At 43.7% G+C, this 24,755-nt stretch carries 24 protein-coding genes; 20 read left to right on the forward strand and 4 right to left on the reverse strand.

What is annotated here, in order from left to right; translation table 11 throughout:
• The first annotated feature begins 54 nt into the window (after positions 1-54).
• From typA to MFMK1_RS08380, 4 genes are all read left to right on the forward strand, one after another.
• Positions 55-1,872 (forward strand): translational GTPase TypA, encoded by a 1,818-nt coding sequence (gene typA, locus MFMK1_RS08365; protein WP_366924907.1) that lies wholly within the window; start codon positions 55-57, stop codon positions 1,870-1,872.
• Positions 1,873-2,009: 137 nt separating this feature from the next.
• Positions 2,010-2,219 carry a symporter small accessory protein gene (locus tag MFMK1_RS08370; RefSeq protein WP_366924657.1) on the forward strand — a complete coding sequence of 70 codons (210 nt, stop codon included), beginning with the start codon at positions 2,010-2,012 and terminating at the stop codon, positions 2,217-2,219.
• Between the two features lie 11 nt (positions 2,220-2,230).
• Entirely contained in the window at positions 2,231-3,862 is a 1,632-nt protein-coding gene (locus MFMK1_RS08375) for a sodium:solute symporter family protein (RefSeq protein ID WP_366924658.1), read from the forward strand.
• Between the two features lie 165 nt (positions 3,863-4,027).
• A complete protein-coding gene (locus MFMK1_RS08380) occupies positions 4,028-5,980 on the forward strand; it encodes a cell division FtsA domain-containing protein (protein ID WP_366924659.1) in 1,953 nt (650 codons plus the stop codon).
• 75 nt (positions 5,981-6,055) lie between these two features.
• Here the strand turns inward: MFMK1_RS08380 and MFMK1_RS08385 are convergent, their stop codons facing one another.
• Positions 6,056-6,265 carry a DUF378 domain-containing protein gene (locus MFMK1_RS08385; RefSeq protein WP_428846294.1) on the reverse strand — a complete coding sequence of 70 codons (210 nt, stop codon included), beginning with the start codon at positions 6,263-6,265 and terminating at the stop codon, positions 6,056-6,058.
• A 172-nt stretch (positions 6,266-6,437) separates the two neighbouring features.
• Between MFMK1_RS08385 and MFMK1_RS08390 the strand changes: the two genes are divergently transcribed.
• The 4 genes from MFMK1_RS08390 to MFMK1_RS08405 all read left to right on the forward strand — a co-directional run bounded on the left by MFMK1_RS08390 (position 6,438) and on the right by MFMK1_RS08405 (position 10,542).
• A complete protein-coding gene (locus MFMK1_RS08390) occupies positions 6,438-7,460 on the forward strand; it encodes a hypothetical protein (protein ID WP_366924660.1) in 1,023 nt (340 codons plus the stop codon).
• Positions 7,461-7,472: 12 nt separating this feature from the next.
• Positions 7,473-7,715, forward strand: coding sequence for a 4Fe-4S binding protein (locus MFMK1_RS08395; protein WP_366924661.1), 243 nt, complete (start codon positions 7,473-7,475; stop codon positions 7,713-7,715).
• A 215-nt stretch (positions 7,716-7,930) separates the two neighbouring features.
• Complete coding sequence (locus MFMK1_RS08400) at positions 7,931-9,679, forward strand: 2-oxoacid:acceptor oxidoreductase subunit alpha (protein WP_366924662.1); 1,749 nt, start codon at positions 7,931-7,933, stop codon at positions 9,677-9,679.
• Positions 9,679-10,542 (forward strand): 2-oxoacid:ferredoxin oxidoreductase subunit beta, encoded by an 864-nt coding sequence (locus tag MFMK1_RS08405; RefSeq protein ID WP_366924663.1) that lies wholly within the window; start codon positions 9,679-9,681, stop codon positions 10,540-10,542. Before MFMK1_RS08400 ends, MFMK1_RS08405 begins: the two co-directional genes overlap by 1 nt.
• A gap of 6 nt (positions 10,543-10,548) precedes the next feature.
• On the opposite strand, the gene MFMK1_RS08410 is transcribed toward MFMK1_RS08405, so the two are convergent.
• Positions 10,549-11,403 carry an amidohydrolase family protein gene (locus MFMK1_RS08410; RefSeq protein ID WP_366924664.1) on the reverse strand — a complete coding sequence of 285 codons (855 nt, stop codon included), beginning with the start codon at positions 11,401-11,403 and terminating at the stop codon, positions 10,549-10,551.
• Positions 11,404-11,648: 245 nt separating this feature from the next.
• Between MFMK1_RS08410 and MFMK1_RS08415 the strand changes: the two genes are divergently transcribed.
• From MFMK1_RS08415 to MFMK1_RS08435, 5 genes are all read left to right on the forward strand, one after another.
• Entirely contained in the window at positions 11,649-12,209 is a 561-nt protein-coding gene (locus MFMK1_RS08415; protein WP_366924665.1) for an RNA polymerase sigma factor, read from the forward strand.
• A complete protein-coding gene (locus MFMK1_RS08420; RefSeq protein ID WP_366924666.1) occupies positions 12,206-12,763 on the forward strand; it encodes a zf-HC2 domain-containing protein in 558 nt (185 codons plus the stop codon). The genes MFMK1_RS08415 and MFMK1_RS08420 overlap by 4 nt, the downstream gene beginning before the upstream one ends.
• Positions 12,763-13,782 (forward strand): DUF8173 domain-containing protein, encoded by a 1,020-nt coding sequence (locus MFMK1_RS08425; RefSeq protein ID WP_366924667.1) that lies wholly within the window; start codon positions 12,763-12,765, stop codon positions 13,780-13,782. Before MFMK1_RS08420 ends, MFMK1_RS08425 begins: the two co-directional genes overlap by 1 nt.
• A 170-nt stretch (positions 13,783-13,952) precedes the next feature.
• Positions 13,953-15,410: a two-component system sensor histidine kinase NtrB gene (locus MFMK1_RS08430; protein WP_366924668.1), complete on the forward strand. Its 1,458-nt coding sequence runs from the start codon at positions 13,953-13,955 to the stop codon at positions 15,408-15,410.
• A gap of 36 nt (positions 15,411-15,446) precedes the next feature.
• On the forward strand, positions 15,447-15,785 hold the full coding sequence (locus MFMK1_RS08435) for a hypothetical protein (RefSeq protein WP_366924669.1): 339 nt from the start codon (positions 15,447-15,449) through the stop codon (positions 15,783-15,785).
• Positions 15,786-15,852: 67 nt separating this feature from the next.
• On the opposite strand, the gene MFMK1_RS08440 is transcribed toward MFMK1_RS08435, so the two are convergent.
• Entirely contained in the window at positions 15,853-15,975 is a 123-nt protein-coding gene (locus MFMK1_RS08440) for a hypothetical protein (protein WP_366924670.1), read from the reverse strand.
• 91 nt (positions 15,976-16,066) lie between these two features.
• Positions 16,067-16,849 carry a ZIP family metal transporter gene (locus MFMK1_RS08445; RefSeq protein WP_366924671.1) on the reverse strand — a complete coding sequence of 261 codons (783 nt, stop codon included), beginning with the start codon at positions 16,847-16,849 and terminating at the stop codon, positions 16,067-16,069.
• A gap of 247 nt (positions 16,850-17,096) precedes the next feature.
• Between MFMK1_RS08445 and MFMK1_RS08450 the strand changes: the two genes are divergently transcribed.
• From MFMK1_RS08450 to MFMK1_RS08480, 7 genes are all read left to right on the forward strand, one after another.
• Positions 17,097-17,516 carry a hemerythrin domain-containing protein gene (locus MFMK1_RS08450; RefSeq protein WP_366924672.1) on the forward strand — a complete coding sequence of 140 codons (420 nt, stop codon included), beginning with the start codon at positions 17,097-17,099 and terminating at the stop codon, positions 17,514-17,516.
• Positions 17,517-17,977: 461 nt separating this feature from the next.
• Positions 17,978-18,973 (forward strand): 3-deoxy-7-phosphoheptulonate synthase, encoded by a 996-nt coding sequence (gene aroF / locus MFMK1_RS08455; protein ID WP_366924673.1) that lies wholly within the window; start codon positions 17,978-17,980, stop codon positions 18,971-18,973.
• A 352-nt stretch (positions 18,974-19,325) separates the two neighbouring features.
• Positions 19,326-20,984: an AMP-binding protein gene (locus tag MFMK1_RS08460; protein WP_366924674.1), complete on the forward strand. Its 1,659-nt coding sequence runs from the start codon at positions 19,326-19,328 to the stop codon at positions 20,982-20,984.
• Between the two features lie 280 nt (positions 20,985-21,264).
• Complete coding sequence (locus MFMK1_RS08465) at positions 21,265-21,666, forward strand: GntR family transcriptional regulator (protein WP_366924675.1); 402 nt, start codon at positions 21,265-21,267, stop codon at positions 21,664-21,666.
• Between the two features lie 25 nt (positions 21,667-21,691).
• Positions 21,692-22,639, forward strand: coding sequence for a slipin family protein (locus tag MFMK1_RS08470; protein ID WP_366924676.1), 948 nt, complete (start codon positions 21,692-21,694; stop codon positions 22,637-22,639).
• A 6-nt stretch (positions 22,640-22,645) separates the two neighbouring features.
• Positions 22,646-24,235: a NapC/NirT family cytochrome c gene (locus MFMK1_RS08475; RefSeq protein WP_366924677.1), complete on the forward strand. Its 1,590-nt coding sequence runs from the start codon at positions 22,646-22,648 to the stop codon at positions 24,233-24,235.
• 365 nt (positions 24,236-24,600) lie between these two features.
• Positions 24,601-24,744, forward strand: coding sequence for a hypothetical protein (locus MFMK1_RS08480; protein WP_366924678.1), 144 nt, complete (start codon positions 24,601-24,603; stop codon positions 24,742-24,744).
• The last annotated feature ends 11 nt before the right edge of the window (positions 24,745-24,755 follow it).

Consider the following 24,755-nt stretch of genomic DNA (forward strand, 5'->3'; position numbering starts at 1 on the left):
TAAAATAGAGAATGTTGTCTGTATACTGGTTATTTTTTATAGAGAGGAAGTAGAATTTTGAAACGAGAAGGTATTATCAACATAGCTGTTATTGCCCACGTGGATGCAGGAAAATCTACACTGGTAGATGCTTTCCTTAATCAGAGTGGGGTTTTTCGGGAAAATGAGGCGGTAGTAGATTGTGTAATGGATAATAATGACCTGGAAAGGGAGCGGGGCATTACAATTTACTCCAAGACGTGTTCGATACAGTACAAAGGAAACAAGATTAATATTGTCGATACTCCTGGGCACGCCGATTTCTCTTCAGAAGTAGAGCGAGTGATAAAAACCGTTGATACGGTGGTATTGCTGGTGGATTCTGCAGAAGGTCCCATGCCGCAAACTCGGTTTGTGCTTCAGAAATCCTTAGAACTGGGCCTGCGCCCAATATTATTTATTAATAAGATAGATAAGAAAGACCAAAGAGCCGATGAAGTGGTGGATGAGGTGTTTAACCTGTTCATAGAGTTAAATGCGTCTGAAGAACAGTTAGATTTTCCAATAATTTACGGTGTAGCTAAAGAAGGTGTAGCCAAAAAAGAGATGGAAGATCAGAGCAGTGATTTATCGCCGCTATTCGAAACTCTACTGGATCATGTTAGTACTTATCCTAATTTAGATGAAGAGCCGCTGCAGTTGCAAATTTCGGCGCTGGCATATGATGATTACATTGGTAGACTGGGTATTGGCAGGGTATATAAGGGTACTGTTAAAGAAGGTCAGAATGTATCAATATATAAACGAGATAACAGCATCGTCAGGGCTAAAATTGCGAAGGTATTGGTCTATGAAGGGTTAAATCAGGTACCAAAAAGTGAAGCTGTCAGCGGGGATATTGCTGTAATTGCAGGTATACCGCATATTTCTATCGGCGAAACGGTAGGCAATGAAGATCAAGTCCAGCCAATGGAAATGATAAAAATTGAAGAGCCCACTTTGTCTATGAACTTTCTGGTAAATGATTCGCCATTTGCCGGTAAAAGCGGGAAGTTTGTCACTACCAGGCACTTAAAGGGTAGGCTGGAAAAAGAATTAGAGGTAAATGTGGGATTGAGGGTGGAACCCCTGAATACCACTGAAGGCTACAAAGTCTCTGGCCGGGGTGAACTGCACTTATCTATTCTTTTGGAAAATATGCGTCGGGAAGGATACGAGATTTCAGTATCCAAACCGGAGGTACTCATGCATCAGGAAAACGGCAAGTTAATGGAACCGATGGAGAAGGTTATTATCACCATGCCCAGTATTTACCAAGGCATAGTGATATCAAAATTAAATTTGCGAAAGGGCCTTATGACCGCCATGAATGTGGAAAACGATTACATTAAGCTCGAATACATGGTTCCAACCAGAGGATTGTTGGGATTTAGAAGTGAGTTCATCAATGATACTCGGGGGGAAGGCACGATGGTACGCTCTTTTGACAGCTATGAGGAATATAAGGGTGAAATTCCTCAGAGATTAAATGGAGTATTAATCTCTCAAACCGCCGGCACCTCGATGGCATACGCCCTGGATGCTTTAAGTGACCGGGCAGTAATGTTTATTAGCCCTGGGCTTGAAATCTACGTGGGCATGATTATCGGTATGAACAGCAGGCAAGAAGACTTAACAGTAAACCCATGTAAAAGCAAAAAAATGACTAATGTAAGAGCTTCCGGTTCCGATGATGCAGTGAGGCTTTCACCACCACGGCAGTTTAATCTTGAACAGGCTTTAGAATTTATCGCAGATGATGAATTGGTAGAAGTGGTGCCCGATGCCATCAGGCTGCGGAAAAAATTGCTCAAAGAAGCTGATCGGGCTCGTTACAATAAGAATAAAAAATAAATTTTTAAATATTTTGACAATTTTCCTTGCATTAACTTCATTGCATGGTATACTAATTCGTAAGTCAGGTAGTTACGGTAGAATGGGCTATGGTCTAATTAATTTATCGGTAGCATGGTAGAACGGAAGGGGGTATAGTGTCTAATTTTAGCACTCTTTCGCGGGGTGCTTTTTTATATTCAAAAAAAGAAGTGATATACCTGGCTGAATTCAATAGCTTTATTCAAGGGGGTAACGATATGCTTGGCTTTTCAGATGTTCAGATTATCTCGGCGTATGTATTTTCGGTTTTTGCAGTTATTCTATGTGTGGTCTACGGCGTTATAAACTGGAACAAGGACACCTAGGAGGGATGTAAATGAATTTAGCACTTTTATGGATTTTGGTGGTTATCTATCTCGGTATTACAGGAATTTTGGGTTATATGGGTTACAGTCGTACCAAAGAAGATAAAGATTATTTGATTGCCGGAGGCGACGTTAACCCTTTTGTCTTAGCTATGTCTTATGGTGCGACATTTATTAGCACTTCAGCAATAGTTGGTTTTGGCGGTGTGGCGGGATTATTTGGGATGAGTCTGTTATGGCTAACCTTTTTTAATATTTTTGTGGGTATTTTTATTGCCTTCGTTTTCTTTGGTAAACGAACTTTGCTTATGGGGCGGGCTTTAGGATCCTATACGCTGGCAGAATTTTTAGGGCAGCGTTACCAATCCCGCTTCATTCGAGGTTTTGTGGCCAGCCAAGTTTTTATAATATTGCCCGTTTATGCTGCGGCTGTGTTGATTGGCGGAGCCCGTTTTATGGAAGGTGTCTTGAGTGTTGATTATGCTGTTGCTGTAATGGTGCTTTCGGGAATCGTCGCGGCCTATGTAATGTGGGGCGGCCTGCGCGGTGTGGTCTATACAGATGCTTTTCAGGCAGTGCTGATGTTTATTTTTATGCTGATTATGCTGATAACTACATATGTCAAACTGGGGGGCATTGTTCCTGCGCATCAGGCGTTAACTAATTTAGCGTCAATGGTTCCTGATTCGCTTAAGGCCGGCGGGCATCAGGGGTGGACTGCTATGCCCAAATTTGGCTCCCCCCTTTGGTGGACCCAGGTCTCCACAATTATCTTGGGAGTAGGTATTGGTGTCTTAGCTCAACCACAGTTGGTGGTCCGTTACCTGACAGTTAGAAGTCCTAAGCAGATGAATAGGGCTGTACTCATGGGCGGTATTTTCATTTTCATGATGACCGGAGTGGCATTTATTGTGGGACCGTTGAGTAATGTCTGGTTTGTTCAGGAGACAGGCAAGATAGCGATTGCCAGTGTAGCAAACGGCAATGTTGATTTGATTATTCCCGCGTTTTTAAAATCCATTATGCCTCAATGGTTCAGCTATTTATTCCTGCTGGCCATGCTTGCTGCGGCGATGTCAACTTTGAGCAGTCAGTTCCATGTTCAAGGCGTTTCACTCACCCACGATATTTTTGGAGCATTTTACGGGCCGGGGAGGAAGCTAAAAAATTCTCTTTTGATTAATCGTCTAGGAATACTGGTGGCACTGGTTGCAGTTGTTTGGCTGAGCTTTGTACTGCCGCCGGGGATTATTGCCATTGCTACTGCCTTCTTTTTTGGTACCTGCGCGGTCACATTCTTACCGATATATGTCGGAGCGTTATACTGGAAGGGTGCCACTCGCAGCGGGGCCGTGGCTAGTATGGTTTCAGGTGCCGTTGTTGTTACATTTTTATTACTTTTTGTCCATGCCAAAGAAGCTGCGGCTGTTGGCCTGGTACAGGCGCTGCTGGGGAGACCTGCATTGTTAGGGTTCCCATGGACTGTGGTAGATCCGTTAATCATTGGCCTGCCTATTTCAACGGCAGTATTTATCGGGGTTAGTTTAGTGACACAGCCCATAAAAGAAGAGCATGTTGAACGCTGTTTTCATGACTTGGAAGATGGAAAATCATCGCTTCCTGGAGAAACCATTAATGCGTAAGCTAGTGTAATAGTAATAATGCTAAAATAGCGGAAGGTTGCAATAAAACTTGCAACCTTTCTTTTTTTTATTCGCAGTCTAGTTTCCTTTCAAAAAAATCCTTTGCAGGAATGTTATGGTATTAAGTCGAATATTGTCTCGAAAAGTAAATTGGAGTGAGTTAAGGTGACTGAGAAAATATTTGCACTTGATATCGGTACCCGAACTGTGGTCGGGTTAATCCTGGAAATTACCCAGCATAGGCCCCGAGTACTGGCTGCAGAAATACGGGAACATAGGGAACGCTCAATGCTAGACGGGCAAATTCACGATGTGCCGCAGGTTGCCGGACTGGTAATGGAGGTAAAGGAAACGCTGGAAAAAGCCACAGACTCAAAATTACCTAAGGTTGCGGTGGCTGCTGCCGGTCGGGCTTTAAAGACCACTAAGGCTGCTGTAATTAAGGCGATTAATTCTATCCAAGAAATTAACGATAACCAAGTATTGGCTCTAGAAATTGAGGCAGTACAAGCCGCTCAGACAAAACTAACTGAAAGTAAAGAGCGTTTGGCTGATTATCATTGTGTCGGTTACAGCGTAGTTAGGTATCAATTGGATGGACAGCCCATAGCTAAACTGACCGGTCAATACGGCAATGAAATTGGTGTCGAAATAATTGCTACATTTCTTCCAAGGGTAGTGGTTGATTCTCTGGTTAATGTGGTTCAAAAGGCTGGACTGGAATTGAGTAGCTTAACATTGGAACCTATTGCGGCGTTAAATATAATTATACCGGCCAGTATGCGGCAGATAAATATTGCACTGGTGGACATTGGTGCGGGGACATCGGATATTGCCGTAACTAATAAGGGTACAGTTACCGGTTACGCGATGGTGCCGGCAGCGGGGGATGAAATTACTGAAGCACTATGCGAACATTATTTATTGGATTTTCATACGGGTGAAAGAGTAAAGCGTAGTCTGTCCGTCGGCTGCGAAGTGGTTGAATTTCAAGATATTGTTGGGGTAGATCACCAAGTAAGTGCCCGGGAGGTTACCGCTGCCATCAAACCCGCTATCGATGATCTGGCCCAAAAAATTGCTGCTGGTGTGTTGGAGGTAAATGAAAAGACTCCTCAGGCAGTAATAGCTATCGGTGGCGGCAGTCAGACACCGCTTCTGACTGAAATGCTGGCGGAAAAATTATCCCTGCCCGGCAGCCGTGTAGCAGTTAGGGGGCGGGAGGCGTTGGCGGTGGAAGGACAGGAGGAAGTTCTCATCGGTCCTCAAGCAGTCACTCCTATCGGTATTGCCGCTTCATGGGAGTATAACAGAGCACTGGAATTCTCGGACATCAAAGTAAATGGTCGGCCTGTCCGCCTGATTAGTGAAAATGGTAAAGGGACGGTTGCAGACGCATTACTGGCTGCGGGAATAAATGCGCGACAGTTATATGGCAGACCGGGGATGGGCTTATCAATCACAGTTAATGGTGAAACTCATATCATAAAAGGGTGTTTAGGTGCACCTGCGTCTATAGCGGTAAACGGTAATGATGCAACTCTAGATACGGAAGTGGCGAATGGCTATCTTCTTGAGATATCCCCGGGGGAGAGAGGGCAGGACGCTAGGGCCACTGTTAAGGAATTGATTAATAGTAAATTTCCTACACGCCAGGTTATAGTAAATGGTGAAATCCATTTAATCGAGCCTAAAGTTATAATTAATGGCACTGAAGCGGATGGGGCAGCATTGGTAACAGATAAGGCGGAGATGAAAGTTATTTATCCGCGTACCGCCAAAGAAATATTAAATTTCATGAAGATACCTCTAAAAAATTATCAAGTTTTCATAAATGGAGAGCATTCGGATGAGAATATCATAGCGGCATCAGATGATAAAGTCGAAGTGGTTCTTGGTTCAAATGAGTCCAATTCTTTTGGCAATATCTTAGTGAACGAAGAACCGGTAGAATTAAAAAAAGACGGCGTAATTTTGACAGATTTATTTAACTATATCGATTTCGATCCTATGCCGCCAACTACCGGCAGTAAATTATTAATGCAGGTTAATGGGTCCGCAGCCGGATTTACTACTATGGTTCATGGTGGTGACCAAGTTACGATAAAATGGCAGTAGCTTTAGTGTAAGGTGAAAAAGTTAAAGAACCCGCCGTATAGCCGTTAACAGCGGGTTTTTTTGTGCTCTTACTAATTATGCTCTGGTGTCAGTGAAGTCTTTAAATAACAAGCCTATAGCCCAGATGCCGGAAATTCCTACCAATGTATACACCACTCGGCTAAGAAGAGATGTCTGTCCACCAAGCAGCGCTGCCACCAAGTCGTAACTGAAAAGACCGACCAGCAGCCAGTTCAGAGCACCAACGATTACTAAGAACAAAGCTGTTTTGTTAATAGTTTCCAAGAAATCACCCCACTTTAATATTAACCTTAATTTTCCCTATTAAAACGATATTATACCTTGTAGGTTGGTAAAAAGCGCGGAAGAGTTAAAGGTGTTAACATTGCTTTTTATTATGATGCAGTTATTGTATAATTAAATTGTAATAATTTGATGGGGGAGGGTTTGATGAGTTATGACTTGGCTGCAAATGCTACTTATATTTTTACCGCTGGCAGTGATTTGGAACCTGCTGCGCAGACGTAAATTTGTGCCCGACAAGACATTACAAACAGAGTTTGTAGCACTGCCGGTGTCGGTAGATGTAATTGGGTATGCTAAAGCGTTGACTGCATGGCTTTTTTTATTTACGCGTACCTTCACCATTACTCCGGGTGTGTATTATATGGGCACTTATGACCCTGAAGCGCCGCTACTGGTAACAGGAAATTATTTTTTAACTCTTTTTTCACTAAGGCGGCGATTAGGAAATCGTAATGTAAGGATACTGGTCATTGATACAGAAGGTATAAATGTGTGGTGTTCTTCTGGAAAAGGCAAGTTTTCTGCGGTGGAAATCATTGAAAAGGCTCGGGCTTGCCATCTGTTAGCAGGTGAGGAAAGCCTCCGGCTAATCCTACCGAAATTTTCTATGGCGGGGGTAAAGCTTAACGAATTGCGCAGTGCTGGTATCAAGCCGGTTATCGGGCCGCTTTATGCTAAGGATTTACCCACTTATCTTGAAGGTACGGTACTGCGTCATCGTACAGAAGATAAAGTTCGCTTCAATCTTGAACAACGTTTTTTTACTGCGGTACCGACAGCAATTCAATTTTTTTATAATTTCCTCGGCATTTATGTTGTTACCCTTGGGTGGTTAGACCAAATTATTGTTATGATTGCGGTAGGGCTGGCTTTTTTTTATCCGCTGCTTTTTCCATACTTGCCTGGTAAGTTATTTGCCACGAAGGGAATTTCTCTAGGAATCATTATGGTAGTGTTATTTGCCGGTTATTATAGTCTGTTTTCGCCTACAGCGTTAATAGCAAATTGCTATCTGGCGCCCTTTATTTTTGCTACTGCCATATTGGTGGGCCTTGGCTATACCGGCAATAGTCCCATCAGCAATTATTCTAGGGTGCGTGAAGAGATAGCCGCATTTCTGCCGGTGATTGTGATTGCCTATATTTTGGCTTTGGTACTGTATGTTGTATTTTAGGAGGTGGTAGGAATGATTAGTATTTCTGAGAAAAAATGTACAGGATGTTCCGTATGCACCCATGTTTGTCCTCATGGCGTTATTGGTATGGAAGGTAGTATAGCCCGGTTATTGTATGAAGACAGGTGTATTGAATGCGGTGCGTGCCAGCTCAATTGTCAGCAGGGTGCTATCTTCGTAACTAAAGGTACCGGATGCTTGGTTTCAATCATTAAAGAGGATATTTTAAAAATTAAAGAAAAAGGATGCGGCTGAGATACAGGCTGCTAAGCAGGCAGTTGCCTGCTTAAACTTTTTATAAGGAACTTTTTACCCCCCATGAAATGTCATAATTCGGGGAGTTGTGGTAAAAATAGTTGAAATTTTTAGAAAAGTGTGCGATAGCTCATGGATTAGCATGCAAGTTTTTTGTTACAATAAGTTAAGATCGTTAGGTAGAAAGAAAGTATTTTAAACAAAGGAGGAGAAATATGGGTGGTAATATTCACGTTAGGTCTCCGTATCATGAGCTGGTATGGCAGATAGCCGGTCAGCAGGGCGAAGGAATTGATTCTACCGGGGACGTTTTGGCTTCTGCTCTTAACGGACAGGGGTACTATTTGTATGGTTATCGGGAGTTTTCTTCCCGCATTAAAGGCGGGCATACCCAATATCGCCTTCGTATCAGTCATAATCCAGTGGGGGCTATCAGTCACAAACTACATATCCTGATTGCCCTGGATCAGCAAAGCTTCACTACCCGAGAACATGCTCTGGTGCCCGAAGGCCTCCTAATTACTGATGAAGACCTAGATATCGGCAATACTCGTACCCGCCACAATGTGGTGGTTGCACCATTAGCTAAACTGGCAGAAGAACAAGGTAATCGTATTGTGAGAAATATGGTAGCGCTGGGAGTATCCGCAGCGGTAATGAATATGGACCCGGAGGTCTTTTCCGAGCGATTGAGAGACCGTTTTGGGAAAAAAGGTGATGCTATTGTAAATCTGAATATTGGTGCCGTTAAAGCGGGCTATCATTGGGCCGTGGATGCAGGGTTATCGGGGCGGCTGCCTTTAAAACCAGGGGATGGCAATTCCCGATTATTTATGATAGGTAACCATGCTGCGGCTTTGGGAGCAGTGATGGGGGGCTGCCGTTTCCTGGCGGCGTATCCTATCACACCGGCGACGGAAATTATGGAGTACCTAAGCAGAACATTGCCGGATGTCGGCGGTGTTGTCGTTCAGACCGAGGACGAAATAGCTGCTGTTACTATGGCCATCGGCGCAGCTTATGCCGGTGCAAGAGCGATAACTTCAACGTCTGGGCCCGGAGTTTCACTGATGGCTGAAGCTATCGGACTGGCAGGTATGACAGAAACGCCGATTGTTATAGTAGATGCCCAGCGTGCAGGTCCAAGTACCGGGCTGCCTACCAAACATGAGCAGAGCGATTTGCTGTCAGCAATTTTGGGTACCCACGGTGAAATACCTAAGGTAGTGATGACACCTAATACTGTCTCGGAGTGCTTCTATCAGACGGCTCGCGCATTTAATATAGCAGAAAAGTATCAGTGTCCGGTAATTGTGCTGTCAGATGTTGCCTTATCTCTAGGTAAGCAGACTGTAGAACCTTTCGATGTCACGAAACTGAAAGTATTCCGGGGTAAGCTGCTTGATGAGCCGGAGGAAACCTTGGAGCCTGGAGCATTATTTCAACGCTATGCCTTTACTCAATCAGGACTGTCTCCCCGCACCATACCTGGTACCCGGGACGGGATTCATAAAGTGACGGGTCTTGAGCATGATGAGACAGGTATGCCGACGGAAAGTCCGGCTCTCAGAATTGCTATGATGGATAAGCGTTTGACTAAGATTCCGGATATGCTGCCCAATAGCACACATTATCAAGGCCCGGCTCAGCCGGATTATCTTTTGGTCGGGTACGGCTCAACATTTGGTGCTATCGATGAAGCGCGGCAGATGTTAGAGGATGAGGGATTTGCGGTAGGCCATCTGCAGTTGAAGATAGTCTGGCCCTTCCCCATTGCTGAGATGGATTTTAATATGGAAGGGGCAAAAAATATTTTTATCATCGAAAATAATGCAACCGGTCAATTGCAGCACCTTCTTAATATGTTCAGTCCGTATGACCGTAAAACTATGCCTATTCGTAAGTATGACGGTCGTCCATTTATGCCCTTGGAAATATATGAGCAGGTTAGGGGGGGCGTATAATGGTTGAAGCAAAGGAGTTTATTCAAAGTGTGAAGCCCAATTGGTGTCCGGGCTGCGGCGGTTTTTCGGTACTTAATGCCTTGACCCGCTCCTTTAGTGAGCTTGATTTAGAGCCCCATAATATAGCTGCCATAACTGGTATTGGCTGCTCAGGAAGGATATCCGGTTATCTTTATTCCTATGGGTTTCATGCAATTCATGGGCGTGCTTTGCCTGTGGCTCAAGGTGTCAAACTTGCAAATAATAATTTGACCGTAGTGGCCGTGGGCGGTGATGGCGACGGACTGGGTATCGGCTTAAATCATCTTATGCACGCAATGCGTCGCAATGTCGATATCACCTATGTGATTATTGATAATCACATTTATGGTCTCACCAAGGGCCAGACATCGCCAACTAGTCCTACTGGTACTGTCTCAAAGACAACTCCCGGTGGCAGCGTTGAAGAAGTTGTGCCGCCTTTGCAGCTGGCACTAAGTGCAGGAGTGGGTTTCTTAGCCCAAGGTTATTCCGGTGACCCCAAGCAGCTTGCACGATTGATTCAGGCAGGAATTAAGTATAAAGGTTTTTCGCTGATTGTAGCGCTTTCTACATGTGTTACTTATAATAAGGTGAATACAATGAAATGGTACCGGGAAAGACTGTATAATCTAGAAAAAGACCAAGGATATTCGCCTGATGACCGATTAAAAGCTATAAATGTAGTTGCAGAAAAAAATGAATTGGTTACTGGGATAGTTTATCAAAAAGAAAAACAAAGGTACGGCAAATTGCTGACGAGGAGTGGGGATGCTGTTCCCGTACATCAAGATTTAACTGCAGATAAACAACTCTTAGATAAACTGATGACTGAATTTGTGTGACCCTAATTAATTGATTTTGGTGAATAATTGCAAGGCATTTTTATAAAACACCTTATCATAGTGTTTTTCCGGCACTAGCTGTTTCACATATTCAATATAGGGCGCTAACTGCACTAGGGGCCAATCGCTGCCAAACAAGAATTTTTCATAATTGTCCACATAGGCCAGACCTGTTTTGAGGTTATTTATCACCGGTTGGTTGTTTAGGGCTTTTTGGATATCTTGGGCGGTTCCGATTACTATACCTGATAAATCTGCGAAGACATTGGGGTTGTTAGATATAACCATAGCTGCGTCAGTAACCCATGGATTGCCGAAATGGGCAAGAATAAAGTTGATTTTTCGGTGTTGTATGGCAGCTTGATTGGTCGATAGCGGGTGCGCGTACTTTAAAAAACTTTTATCACAAAAAGTATCGCCGCAGTGAATAATAATTGGCAGGTTATATGCCTTGGCCAGTTCATAGACCGGTTGGTAGACTTTAGCGTTTGCATCAAAAGCGAAGTAGCCCGGGTAGATTTTTAGGCCCACTACTTTGCTTTTTTCTATGGCGTTTTCCAACCGTGATAATTCCTGCTCACCCCGGTCATACTTAAGGCGTACCGGGTTTATTCCCAAACAAGTATAAAGTTTTTCCGGGTTATCTGCTAAATCCAGGCCCATAGGATTGATTGTATCAACATCAGGGAATAATCCGGGAGTTGCTTCTGCTAGGCCCATTCCTACTGCGGCGCTTATTTTACATTCTGACATTATACTTTCCAGTCCGATTTTTGAATAGTCTACTTCTGATTTTTCTTCTGCCGCTTGCTGGAATACTTGGACTGCAGAATAGTGGAGGTGTGCGTCAATTATCTCCATAGGGATGCTCCTTTAGCTGACTTTAAATAAATCTGAACTAGTAGCCCTGTGGCGGTTATTTTATTCCATTCACATATTCTTTATTCTAGACCTGCTACTATACTGTAAATGGTTAAATTACTAATTTATGGAGGAAACGGTGCTGTGGGCAAGAATAGATAAAGGCCCGGCAGGGTAAAAAAACTTAGTTTAAAATAAAACTTTTTATGCCGTGGCTCGTATTACCTTATAGATGGTGGGAAGGGATGAAGATGATGTCACACAGGGATGATGAGGAAATAATCAATCAGTGCCTGGCCGGAGACAAAGAGGTTTTTTCGCTGCTGGTTGATCGATACAAAAAACCGATGGTGATGTACATCTACGGCATGGTAAAGAATTATGAAGAAGCAAATGACCTCACCCAAGAAACCTTTATTAAGGTTTATAAAAATCTCTGGAAGTACAATTCCCAGCATAAGTTTTCCTCGTGGTTATACCAGATAGCTAAAAATACGGCGTTGGATTTCCTCCGAAAAAGTAAAGAAATTCCAACTGAACAGAGTTTCTTGAGTGAATTTGAAAGTGACCGGGGTAACCCTGAGGAAACCGCGTATCGGGATGAAACAAGGTCGGAAATCATAAAAGCGATGGATGCCCTCCCATCTCACTTAAGGGCGATTTTGGCACTACATCACTTAAATGGTCTTTCTTACGCAGAAATTTCGAAGACCTTGGGTCTGCCAAACCATACAGTGAAGAACAGATTATTCCAGGCCAGAAAAAAACTAAAAGAAAAATTGGTAAGAATGGAGGTGACCGGATGAACCGGTGTGATGAAACTATAGTAATTGCATATTTGGATAACGAGCTGCCTACTGAAGAAGCTGCTGCATTTTTTCGGCATATCCGTAACTGCAAAGATTGTCAGGTAACACTTGAGCAGTATAAAGAGCTTTATGACGAACTGGATGAGGTTTCTATCCGGCCTAGAGAAGACCTGACAGCTGACGTAATGTCACACCTTCCGGATGTAGATTTTACAAGTAAAATTCGCCAGCGCCACTTTATGCATTTGACTGGTATCCTGTTGGTTTTATCAGCAACAGGGTACTTGTATCTACCACTGATGCTACAGAATGTTGGGCCAACATTGGATGCTGTTAAAGTCTACTGGGAGTTGGGCACGGATGTATGGGTTGCTCTGCAAACTTTTGTCAATGCTTTGTTTGTGGTGGCCCGTCATTTTGCTGCGGGTTTGGGTACTCTTTTAGAATCAATTGCCCAACCATCACTACTAGTAACGGTATCATTAATGGTGCTTTTGGTTCAGTGGTTATTGATCAAGTATTTGGCAGTTAATTATGATTGGGGGAACTAATGATGATTAAAAAAATGTTATTGTTAATGGTTGTTGTCGCTGTGATGATTGTTGCCGTTAGCGGCTATGCTTTTGCCGCACCAGTGGGAATGGCGGGGCAAACAGTGGTAGATGCTGATAATTTATCTGCAATAATAGGAAATGCCGTGGTGGATGTGGATGATGGTAATAGTATCGTAAAGATAATGGGCAATATCCATATTCCCCAAGAGCGGGTGGTAAAAGGTGATGTGGTAGCGGTGATGGGGAACATCGATGTTGATGGCAGGGTGGATGGCGATGTAGTTGCCGTGATGGGCAATATTGCGCTCAATAATGTAGTTAATGGTGATGTGGTTTCGGTGCTGGGCAGCATCACCAAAGGACCTAATGCTCAAATTAATGGAGAGACGATTGAGACTAATAGTCCCGGCACATTCAATTTCGTATCCCAGGCGGGTCTTAGTAATCTTAACATAGGTCTGCGAGGCTTACGCTTTGACTGGAGCTTTAAGATATTTAATGCAGTTATTCTTTTCGCATTAGCTTCTTTAGTGCTGGCATTGATGCCTAACCATATTAAAACAATGGCGGTGGAACTGGGAACCGATCCTTTTAGAAAACTTATGATAGGGCTCTTGGCTCTGGTACTAATGCCAGTATTAGTACTTGTTACTGCATTATCACTTATCGGTTTGCCACTGGTTCCGGTGATAATCCTCGTATTTATTGGCACAAAATTTATTGGTTATGTTGCAGTGGCACTATTTATTGGCCACCGAGCCAGGCAGACCGCATCGTTAAACATAAACATATTTTTAGAACTTCTAGTTGGTGTGTTACTGCTTTGGCTGATAAAACTCGTACCATTCCTGGGCCTGCTTACATCATTAATTGTGACGTTATTTGCCCTTGGATTGACCATCGACACCAAGTTTGGTACCCAGAAGCCCTGGTTTAAGCGGCGGGATTACAAATCAATTGAGCCTCCTAGAGAGAAAGAGGAAAACGTTGATGATAAGGAACAAAAGATTGAATAAATTTTTCGACGATACGCCTCCGGTACGCCGGGGGCGTATTTAATATTTAGACTGATTTTCCCGAGTTTTCAAGGAAAATGTTGTTTTTTGACGAATATTATCTATTAACTAACTTACTGCCAGAGGCGGGTCAACGAGAAAGTGGTTAAGATTATACCGGAGGTATTATTATGAAAAGGCTGTCTTTGGCCTTTAGATTAGTGTTTTATTACATGATTTTTGCAGCAATGTGGATTTTGGTGTCCGATTGGCTGCTGGCGTCCATCTTTAAGGATACGGTAGCTATTACCAAACTACAAAATTTCAAAGGTGTATTTTATGTATTACTTACCGGTGGGTTATTGTATTTGAAATTGCGCCGGGAATTTGGTATGCGTCATGAAGTGGAAAATGATCTGCGCCGACATCGTGACCAACTGGAGAAATTAGTAGCTGAGCGAACTACGAAGCTGGCGGCAGCAAATCAGCGGTTAGTGGAGGAAATAAGCAAACAAAAGCAAATCGAAGAGGAATTGAGACAAAGTAATGGACGTTATCGACAGCTGGTTGAATTATCACCCGATGTAATTATAGTTCATAGTGACGAAGTTATCGTTTTTGCCAATAAGGTGGCGGCGGAATTTTTCAGGATTAAATCAACAACTGAACTGATGGGCAAATCAATAGGAGAATTTTTACATCCCGATTATCATCAGGCGTCCAAACAGCGTATCCGGATGGTTCTGTCGGGCCTAACAGCTCCTCTGACAGAATTCAAGGTATTTCGTGCCGATGGAAACACTGTTGACGTGGAAGTGAAGTCAATTCCATTCGTACACCAGGGAAAACCTGCAGTACAAACTGTAGTTAGGGATATAACCGAACGTAAGCGATTAGAAGAAGAAGTTCTCCGGTCAAGCAAGTTAGAATCTATCGGATTCCTGGCCGGAGGGATTTCTCACGATTTTAATAACATTCTTACCATAATCTTAGGCAATGTTTCTTTAGCCAAAGGAAATTTGGACGAGGCTGCATTTATGTTAGATAGATTATCAGAAATTGAAAAGGCGGCTGTTCAGGCTAAGGATTTGACCGGCGGTCTGTTAGCGTTTGCCAAGGGTGACGAACCGGTAAAGATGAGACTGGCATTTGGGCACCTGTTAAAAGAAACGATCAGCCTTGCTTTAAGCGGTTCCAACGTAAAATGCAAGTTTGACATAGCTGACAACCTGCGGTTGGTTGAAGCAGATCCAAGTCAGATTAGTCAGGTGATAAATAATGTAGTTATTAATGCGGTTCAAGCTATGTCTAACGGGGGTAACGTTTATGTATCCGCTGAGAATGTCACTGTTTGGCCACGGAGTATTACTGCCAGAGAAGCAGGCAGCTATGTGCGCATTACCTTTAGGGATGAGGGGCCAGGTGTGTCCCAAGACAATTTGCAGAAGATATTTGACCCATATTTTACTACAAAAGAACACGGTAGTGGTTTGGGCTTAGCTGTGACCTATTCGATTGTAAAGAAACACGGGGGGCACATTATCGTGGACTCCAGCCAGGGAAGGGGAGTGGCATTTCATATTTATTTGCCTGCAGTTTCTTCTAAAGAGGATTGCGGGGGAGATTGTTTGAAGGAGAGCCACTCATAATACAGATAGATTAATCAGATGAGGGCGGGTGAAAGCATGGGGAAATGGTTGGATATAGTCTTTGCGGGGATAGTGGTTATAGGGGTGCTATTTGTACTAATCAGCATCATCTATGGTTTCGGCCATATTTTATACGGGTTAGTGCGTTATTGGCGTATTAGCGTATCTAGTCGTCGTTTATCGGATGGTCTTAATAATCAGAGCTTGCAGGAGTATATAAAATTGCTCGAACGTGCGGATATACCATTTTACCCTGGTTTGTGGAATACACTTAGAAGCACATACCAATTAGTGGATAGGGCAAGTCACATCGATTACGAACTTAAACAGGTATTGAAAAGATTACTTGTTACTGAAGGGGTAAAAGATATATAACATGACATATAAAAGAGTCAGTCATAATGCCCTGACTCTTTTAACAGGAATTCATGTTAGGTATATTTTATAATTTGTAGAAGCGGTTGCCGCTGACATGGTACTCAATTCCCAAGATATTTTCCAGTACCCAACGGATGTTACGATCCTTTCGAACCACCAAATCCTTAATATTGTTGTTGAAGAACATGTTAAATCACCCCTTGTCATTGATAACTATTTTCAATTACCATTTTAATGCAAGTTCTTAATTTGGTCAAGGGTTTTTTAGAAAAAATTCATTAGCCCAACACATTATCGAGAAACATCATAATCACAAAACCCAACAACAGCGAATGGGTGGCTGCCTTTGAAGAAGAGTTTTTTTGAGTTTCGGGGATGATTTCATGGCTGATGACAAAGAGCATGGCGCCGGCAGCGAAGGCGAGTGCCCAAGGCAGGATGGGATTGGCAATCTGCACCAGTCCCACTCCCAATAAGCCGCCGATGGGTTCCACCAGACCAGTGGCCAGAGCGATGGAAAATGCTTTTCTTGAGGAAAGGCCTTCTCTGAGCAAAGGAAGAGCTACAGCTAATCCTTCCGGCATATTCTGCAAGCCAATGGCAACCGCTAAGCTTATACCGTTGGCGATGTCGCCGTTACCGAAACCTACGCCTACGGCCAGCCCTTCAGGGAAATTATGAACTGTAATAGCCAGGGTAAACATTAGAGCGCGCCGCATGTTATCATGGTTTTGCCCGGGGCCCTTCAGCAGGTTGGTATCGGGGAAATATGCATCAACCTTATCTAAGAAAATACCGCCTAGGAGTATCCCCCCCAGAACAATTGCAGCTGCCTTCACACCACCACCTGCAGCTTCAATAGCTGGAATAATTAAGCTAAATGAGGTCGCTGCCAGCATTATCCCGGCAGCAAAACCCAACAATACATCCATCAACCCCTTAGGGATGTCTTTAGTAAAAAATATGGGAATGGAACCAACGCCTGTTGCTAAACCTGCCGCTAAGCTTGCCAGTAGTCCTAACAGTATGATGTTATCAAACTGCGTAAGGTACTCTATCACCGACTGTCACCTCCATCTTCATAATTACAATATGCAAAGAGCGATATTTTGTGTTTGCTGCGGCATTTTTTACGGGCTAAGAACCTCGTAAGGAATTAACAACATTGAAAGATAAAATATTAAAGGGTTAAAGTAATTAAGCTGTAGTTCACAAAAAATGTATTTAAAAGAGGATTAAAGGCAAAAGTTCTAGAAATAATTTTTTAATGATATTTGGGGATAATTAAATGGCAGGGGGTGAAATGTTATGTCTTGGGTGAAACATTATCATGATGACCATATGGCTGTAATGCGCTTATTGGCAAAACTGGAGGGCAATATTAAGGAAATTGAAATGGGGGAAAAGAGAACCCATCTAAATTTAGAGTTAGAAGAGTTTGCCAGAGTGATTCGGGAGGTAATAATACCGCATTTTAAACATGAAGAAACGGGGATTTACGCACGGATTGCCGAGGTAAGCGAAGAAGAACGGGATTTTATTAATAGAATGCTTGAAGAACATCGTCGACTTTATGTTGCTTTCGAGGATTACTTATCTGCCGTGGACTCGCTGGATGAGGCCAAATTGGCTGCGGCTGGTAAAATCATAATAGACATTTTGGCAAAGCATATAAAGAAGGAAGAACTGGTGATCCCTAAGATTGCTGCAAAACTAGACATTAGTTAAACTCTGCTGCCACACACCCATTGATAATATTCTTGACATTATTAGCAGCTTGTGGTTAAATGAACAAAATACTTATAAAAACTATGAACAGGAAAAGTAGATTTGGTTGGAAACCTATAGCGAACCGGGGACAGTGGAAGCCCGGCGGCGACCACTAAGTTGAAGTTCTCCTGGGAGTTGTGAGCTGAATGCTGATTTAGCTATTAGGCGAGACGGAGCTTCCGCCGTTACAAGGAAGAGGGTATAAGGATTATCCCGTACCTGCGAGTTGATAAGAACTCTCCCGCTAGGGTGGTTTACGAGTAACCTCGTCCCTAGGACGGGAGCTTTTTGATATCTATGGGTTATCCAGTACTTTAAGAGGGTCGTTTTGACCAATCAGGGTGGTACCGCGGAGGCGCCACAGATTCCGTCCCTGTGTTGACGGGTCTGTGGCGCATTATTTATTTGGAGGGGTAATTATGATAGTAGTAATGCAGCTTAATGCTACAAAAGCCGAAGTGGACAGTCTTATTAATCGCTTGGAGGTATCCGGTTTCCAAAGCCACATTATTAAGGGAACAAACCGATTGGTGATTGGTGCGGTGGGTTTTCCCGCGGCACCGGAAAATCCGGGTTTGGAGCGAATGCCCGGTGTGGAAAAAGTGGTGCCAATTATGCAGCCATATAAACTAGCTGGTCGGGAAATAAAACCTGACGACACGGTAATAAATGTAAAGGGTATTGAAATAGGCGGACGCTCTGCTGTAGTTATTGCCGGACCCTGTGCGGTGGAGAGTAGAGAGCAGCTTTTGGAAGCTGCAGTAGCAGTGAAGAAGGCAGGGGCAAGTATCATAAGGGGCGGCGCTTTTAAACCAAGAACTTCCCCATATAGCTTTCAGGGTCTGGAAGAAGAAGGTTTAGAGATTTTAAAAGAAGCCGGCAACCTAACTGGTTTGCCGGTAATTACCGAAGTTATTGATGAGCGCAGCGCGAAGATGGCCTGTGATTATGCAGATATCCTCCAGGTCGGTGCGCGCAACATGCAGAACTTCCAGCTGCTTAAATTGATAGGCCAGACCGGTAAGCCGGTAATGCTGAAACGCGGTATTTCAGCTACGATTAATGAATGGCTAATGGCCGCTGAGTATATCATGGCTCAAGGAAATTATAAAATAATTTTGTGCGAACGGGGCATTAGAACTTTCGAAACTGCCACCAGGAATACCCTGGATATCAGTGCCATTCCGGTGGTGAAAGGATTGAGTCACTTGCCGATAATGGTAGACCCCAGTCATGCCAGTGGAGATTGGCGGTTGGTTTCGCCCCTGGCTCGTGCCGGACTTGCCTGCGGAGCTCATGGCGTGATGGTGGAGGTACATCCCAACCCCAAGCAAGCTCTGTGTGACGGGCAGCAGTCTTTAAGTATAGAGAATTTCAAACAGACGATGAAAGACCTGAGCATGTTTATCCAATAGTTAGTTATCAAGCCGCCCGAGGAGGGCGGCTTTTCAGACTGCTTTCCTTGTTGGTATAATCCTTGCATTTAATTTATTGTATATTCGCGCAATTTCGTCAAATTAAACCAAGGCCGCACTGATGGGAAGAGAAGGGTTCTAACCCTGAAGCTTCTTAGTTAAGAGTCGGCATTTGTGAACATTTCTTTACAGAAATTTACCTGCTCGTGAATGAATGTTCACTATCTGGGGTTAAAAGGGGGTGCAGCGGATTAAACGGGTTTAGGGATTTTATGGTAAATGCTGATATGCTGAATAGTCTACATTTTACAGGAATTTTCATATTATATAATTTTCAAAGGGGAGTGGAAATATGGCTGATTTAGTTTATAAGACATTGGGAGATACATTGGATGATACCGCAGCGGAATTTGGGGATCGAGATGCTTTAGTCTATGTCGAAACGGGACTGCGATACAACTATAAGCAATTTCAGGCTGTAGTTGACGAAGTTGCTAAAGGTTTGATGCAGTTGGGAATTAAAAAAGGTGAGCATGTGGCAATATGGGCGACAAATGTCCCGGAATGGGTCGTAGCTCAGTTTGCCACTGCTAAGATAGGGGCGGTATTGGTAACGGTTAATACCAGCTATCGTACTCATGAACTGGAATACTTGTTACGACAGTCTGACTCAACTACACTTATTCTGATAGACGGTTTTAAAGGTACCAGTTATGTGGATACGGTTTACGAAATTTGCCCTGAACTCGCAGCCGGGGAACCGGGCGGATTAGAATGTAAAAAACTGCCCAAACTAAAAAATGTTATTTACATTGGGCAGGAGAAAAGAGCAGGAATGTACACATGGGATGATATCGTTAATATGGGTGGTGAAGCATCTGACGAGGAACTGCAGAGGCGTCAGCAGAGCCTCCGTTATGACGAGGTAATAAATATGCAGTACACATCAGGCACCACCGGCTTTCCCAAGGGAGTAATGCTGTCTCATTTTAATATCTTAAATAATGCTATAAATGTAGCGGAATGTATGGGTTTATCCAACAAAGATAAACTTTGCATACCGGTACCTTTTTTCCACTGCTTTGGTTGCGTGATGGGTACCCTAGCTTGTGTGGCCAACGGCGCTGCCATGGTTCCCACTATCGAATTTAACCCTAAAACGGTGTTAAAGGCGATTGAACAAGAAGGGTGTACGGCGGTTCATGGTGTTCCCACCATGTTTATAGCCGAGTTGGCTGACCCGGACTTTTCAGCTAAAGATCTTTCAACTTTAAGAACTGGCATTATGGCAGGCGCTCCCTGCCCGGAAAAAGTGATGAAGCAGGTAATGGAGGATATGGGTTGTAATGAGGTAACGATTGCCTACGGACAGACCGAGTCTTCACCGGTAATTACTCAAACTAGGCGAACTGATAGTATCCAGCGTCGGGTTTCTTCAGTGGGCAGAGTGCTGCCTAATGTTGAAGCTAAAATCGTGGACCAGGTGACAGGAGAAGTCTTACCACCGGGAATACAGGGTGAATTATGTACCCGTGGTTATTTGGTGATGAAGGGGTATTATAATATGCCTGAGGAAACAGATAATGCCATTGATGATGATGGCTGGCTGCATACCGGTGACTTGGCCACAATGGATGAAGATGGATATTATACAATAACCGGCAGACTAAAAGATATGATCATTCGCGGGGGCGAAAATATTTATCCTCGGGAAATCGAAGAGTTTCTTTACATTAATCCCAAAATATTAGATGTTCAGGTATTAGGTGTGCCTGACGAGAAGTATGGAGAACAGGTCCTGGCCTGTATCAAAAAACAGGAGGACGTGGAGCTTAGCCCTAAAGAAGTTCAGGAATTTTGCCAAGGCAAAATTGCCCGCCATAAAATTCCCTACTATGTAATGATAATGGACGAGTATCCAATGACCGCTTCAGGCAAAATACAGAAATTTAAGCTTCGAAAAATGGCTGTTGAGGAATTGGGGTTGGCTGATGGCAAGGCAGTAAGCTAAAAAAGACGAAAGAAAGCGGTTCCGGCGGTTAAAGCAGCTGGAACCGCTTTTTTAGATGTAAGGAAAACACCCAAGAAAGCATTATTTCATAAAAAAATGACAATATGTTTATTTCCGTAGGAAACTGCGGGTTGTGAATAATTTTCTGTACATGGGGGCGCCCACTTTTAGCACATCCTAAATGTATTTAATTTTCTGAAAATGCTTGACGGACCAAGGAGGCCTATGTATAATTGTTATATAACAATAGTACAATATAATGCAAGGATGCTTTAACAGGGTGGGTAAATCGATAGAGAAAGAAGGATGGGGTATGGAACACCTGTGCATTGACCAATCCAGCGGTGTGCCGATTTATGTACAGTTAAAGGAAAAAATTAAATATGCTATTGCTACTGGTGTTTATCCGCCGGCGAGCAGACTGCCAACGGTACGCAGTTTGGCAGTGGCTTTGAAGATAAATGTTAACACTGTTAGTAAAGTGTATTCAGAATTAGAACGGGAGGGGATATTGGCGACAAAACAAGGCAGAGGCACTTTTGTAGGAGAGGTAACTGTATCGGAGAAAGAGGTAAAAGAACAGAAACTGAGGCAGATGGCCGAGCAGGTGCAGATTATTGCTCATGAACTGGGAGTAACGCCCGGGGATCTGCTGGAAATGCTGAAGAAGCGCCTAGTTTAAAAATAATTAGCAGGGGGTGAAAGCTTTGAGTCCGACAACACCTACTCCGGAGATGCCGGAAATTCCAGGTGAAAGACCAGATGGCAATCTGAAGGGAGCAGCTATAGCGGCCCTAATTATCATCGGTGGTTTGGCAGTGCTTGCGGGGATTTATACAACCAATTTAGTGTTAATTGCAGCAACTACATTGGCTCTAATCTTGGCCCTGGCGTCAGTGAGAATTGCGGCCCAATGGCAGAAAGTAATTATACTGCGACTGGGTAAATACCATAATACAGCTGGCCCCGGTATGTTTTTCCTGATGCCTTTTGTGGATTCTGTGGCGTATTGGATTGACCAACGGGTAATGATTACCTGTTTTAATGCAGAGCAGACTTTGACTAAAGATACTGTTCCGGTGGATGTTGATGCTGTCATGTTTTGGGTAGTTTGGGACCCGGAAAAGGCTGCGTTGGAGGTAGCGGATTATAAATCTGCCGTCTCATGGGCTTCTCAAACTGCATTGAGGGAAGTAATTGGGCGAACTCCGCTGGCGGAGATGCTGGCAGCAAGAGAAAGCATTGATGAGGAGTTAGTGAAGTTGATAGATCGGCGGACAGAGCCATGGGGCATTTCGGTGCAAGCAGTGGAAATACGGGATGTGGTTATCCCCACCAACTTACAGGAGGCGATGTCCCGAGAGGCCCAAGCGGACAGGGAACGAAAGGCTAGGATTATTCTTGGTAACGCTGAACTGGAAATTGCTTCAAGCTTTGCCGAGGCATCCAAAGTCTATATGGGTAACAATACTGCTTTGCAGTTAAGGGCTATGAATATTCTCTATGAAGGGTTGAAAGAAAAGGGTGCTTTGGTGGTAGTGCCCAGCAGTGCGGTGGAAACCATGGGGTTAGGGGCTGTTTCCGGTTTAGCTTCATTAGCCGGGGAACAGGCTGGCAATGCAGCAGGGAAGCTGCCTCAGGGGGAAGGAGGCTAGAGTAATGTGGCCACTTTATTAACCAAAGTAAAACGATTTATTCGAGAGCATGACTATGTACGCTTATCTAAACGAACTTTATTGTTAGTTATGTTAGTCGCAGGGTTTGGTTTTTCTGCAGCAGCTGCATTAACTTGGGAGGTAACCAACAGCTCTGATTTTTGTGGCAATGTTTGCCACCTAATGACACCGCAGGCCGTTACCTTTAAGCAGTCGGCACATGCGGAAGTTGACTGTACAAATTGTCATTTAGGCATAGGGGTGTCACCCCAGTTAGTGGCACGCAAAGCCACAGAGTTGACTCAAGTTTATAAAAACCTTGCCGGCGCCTACGAAACACCGCTGCAAATAAAACATTTGCGGCCTGCCAGATATACTTGCGAAAAGTGCCACTGGACTGAAGCATTCTACGATGATAAGGTAAAAGTCATCAGGCGCTTCAATGAAGATAAGGCAAACTCACTGGTGAAAACAGCGCTGGTAATCAAGACTGGTGGAGGGACTTCCCGAGAGGGGAAAGGGTATGGTATTCACTGGCATGTGGAAAATAAAGTTGAATACATTGCCACTGATTCCTTGAAACAAAATATTCCCTGGGTGCAGGTTACCAATGAGGATGGAGTAAAGGTTACTTATATTGAGAAGGAAAAAGAACTGGATACAGAGCAAATAGAAACGATGGAGAAACGGGTAATGGATTGTATCGATTGCCATAACAGGGCATCACATTATATTCCAAACCCGGATAGAGCATTGAATGAAGCTATTGCAGCGGGGAGCATCAGCAGAGACATTCCTTGGGTAAAGAAAAACTTTTTGGCGCTATTGCAGCAGAGAGACCTGAGAGACGCCAAATTTGAGCAAGAAATAAAGATTCTTAATGAAATGTACCAAGAACAGTATTCCGGGCTAGGAGATACAATTCTGGAAGATGCATTTGATGAACTACGGCAGATTTACCGCCAGACTGTATACTCGGACATGGAAATTAACTGGCGCACCTACCCTGATGGACTTGGGCATAAAGATTTCCCTGGTTGTTTCCGTTGTCATGACGGCCAACATGTAACTGAGAGCACCACAGTAGATCCTGCTAGAAAGGTTATCCGCAAAGAATGCAATCTCTGCCATTCAGTACCGCTAAAACTTGAAGCGGGCGAGATTGATGCTCAGCCGGTGTTAGAGGAGGTTTTAAATACGGCCAGCGAACCAGAAACCCATTTCGACGCTCAATGGGCAGATAATCACGGCTCATACAAAAATGACAGTTGTTATAGCTGCCATGAGCGGGAAGGATATAATGTTGAAGAATTTTGCAGCAACGGCAGTTGCCACGGTTATCGATGGGATTTACCCAAGGTTACGCGCTTTTATGCCGGCAAAGGTATTAACTGTATTCAATGTCACCAAATTGCGGAGACTGGTGCCCACGGGGTAAGGGAACATCAAATAGACTGCATCAGCTGCCATGACCAGGTTAGCTGGCAGGCAGATACCAAGGCATGTGAGAGTTGCCATAATACTGATAATCATGAGGAAAAGAGCAGATGTTGGGATTGTCACAACTTTAGAGAGGAAGATGAAGCAAAAAGCTAAAACAATTATCTAAATATTCAGAAATCCAATTGACTTATGGAGTTACCGGTGGTACAATAATTGTAATAGTACAGTATGACAATTTGATTACATTTTGCAGAAGGCTTCCATCCATTATGGATGTGAGCCCGGAGGCCGGAGCCCTCGAGGCCAGAGTCCGGAGGCCGATGCCTTTTGCATATAAATTAGAAGTAGTGGTGAAAATACACTCCCCCAGGGAGTTGAGCCCCAGAGGCCTGTATTACAGGCCACTACTATTTTATTTTCCACAAGAAGATGCTGTAGCTATGAAATAGGGCATTTTGAGGGCAAAGTTCAATTTTGGCAGAAGGCTTAAAAAAATTAATAAAGGAGGTCCGAATAAGATGACAGCTTTATTACGTAGAGTGGGCGATGTGTATGTCTACGTGCATGCAGGTCTATTTATCACTTCGTTGGCATTACAGACGCTGGCCGGATTGACGGTTCTTGCAGTATTACTGTTAGGAATGCTGGGAATATTTAGCTGACGGCTACTTTG

The sequence above is a fragment of the Metallumcola ferriviriculae genome (genome assembly GCF_035573695.1).
Taxonomy (GTDB): Bacteria; Bacillota; JADQBR01; order JADQBR01; family JADQBR01; genus Metallumcola; species Metallumcola ferriviriculae.

What these genes read in the sequence shown, in the direction of transcription:
- MFMK1_RS08375 (WP_366924658.1), top strand. Translation starts at nt 2,231, where the DNA reads ATGAATTTAGCACTTTTATGGATTTTGGTGGTTATCTATCTCGGTATT.
- MFMK1_RS08390 (WP_366924660.1), top strand. Translation starts at nt 6,438, where the DNA reads ATGACTTGGCTGCAAATGCTACTTATATTTTTACCGCTGGCAGTGATT.
- MFMK1_RS08395 (WP_366924661.1), top strand. Translation starts at nt 7,473, where the DNA reads ATGATTAGTATTTCTGAGAAAAAATGTACAGGATGTTCCGTATGCACC.
- MFMK1_RS08400 (WP_366924662.1), top strand. Translation starts at nt 7,931, where the DNA reads ATGGGTGGTAATATTCACGTTAGGTCTCCGTATCATGAGCTGGTATGG.
- MFMK1_RS08405 (WP_366924663.1), top strand. Translation starts at nt 9,679, where the DNA reads ATGGTTGAAGCAAAGGAGTTTATTCAAAGTGTGAAGCCCAATTGGTGT.
- MFMK1_RS08410 (WP_366924664.1), bottom strand. Translation starts at nt 11,403, where the DNA reads ATGGAGATAATTGACGCACACCTCCACTATTCTGCAGTCCAAGTATTC.
- MFMK1_RS08415 (WP_366924665.1), top strand. Translation starts at nt 11,649, where the DNA reads ATGAAGATGATGTCACACAGGGATGATGAGGAAATAATCAATCAGTGC.
- MFMK1_RS08420 (WP_366924666.1), top strand. Translation starts at nt 12,206, where the DNA reads ATGAACCGGTGTGATGAAACTATAGTAATTGCATATTTGGATAACGAG.
- MFMK1_RS08425 (WP_366924667.1), top strand. Translation starts at nt 12,763, where the DNA reads ATGATGATTAAAAAAATGTTATTGTTAATGGTTGTTGTCGCTGTGATG.
- MFMK1_RS08430 (WP_366924668.1), top strand. Translation starts at nt 13,953, where the DNA reads ATGAAAAGGCTGTCTTTGGCCTTTAGATTAGTGTTTTATTACATGATT.
- MFMK1_RS08435 (WP_366924669.1), top strand. Translation starts at nt 15,447, where the DNA reads ATGGGGAAATGGTTGGATATAGTCTTTGCGGGGATAGTGGTTATAGGG.
- MFMK1_RS08440 (WP_366924670.1), bottom strand. Translation starts at nt 15,975, where the DNA reads ATGTTCTTCAACAACAATATTAAGGATTTGGTGGTTCGAAAGGATCGT.
- MFMK1_RS08450 (WP_366924672.1), top strand. Translation starts at nt 17,097, where the DNA reads ATGTCTTGGGTGAAACATTATCATGATGACCATATGGCTGTAATGCGC.
- aroF (WP_366924673.1), top strand. Translation starts at nt 17,978, where the DNA reads ATGATAGTAGTAATGCAGCTTAATGCTACAAAAGCCGAAGTGGACAGT.
- MFMK1_RS08460 (WP_366924674.1), top strand. Translation starts at nt 19,326, where the DNA reads ATGGCTGATTTAGTTTATAAGACATTGGGAGATACATTGGATGATACC.
- MFMK1_RS08480 (WP_366924678.1), top strand. Translation starts at nt 24,601, where the DNA reads ATGACAGCTTTATTACGTAGAGTGGGCGATGTGTATGTCTACGTGCAT.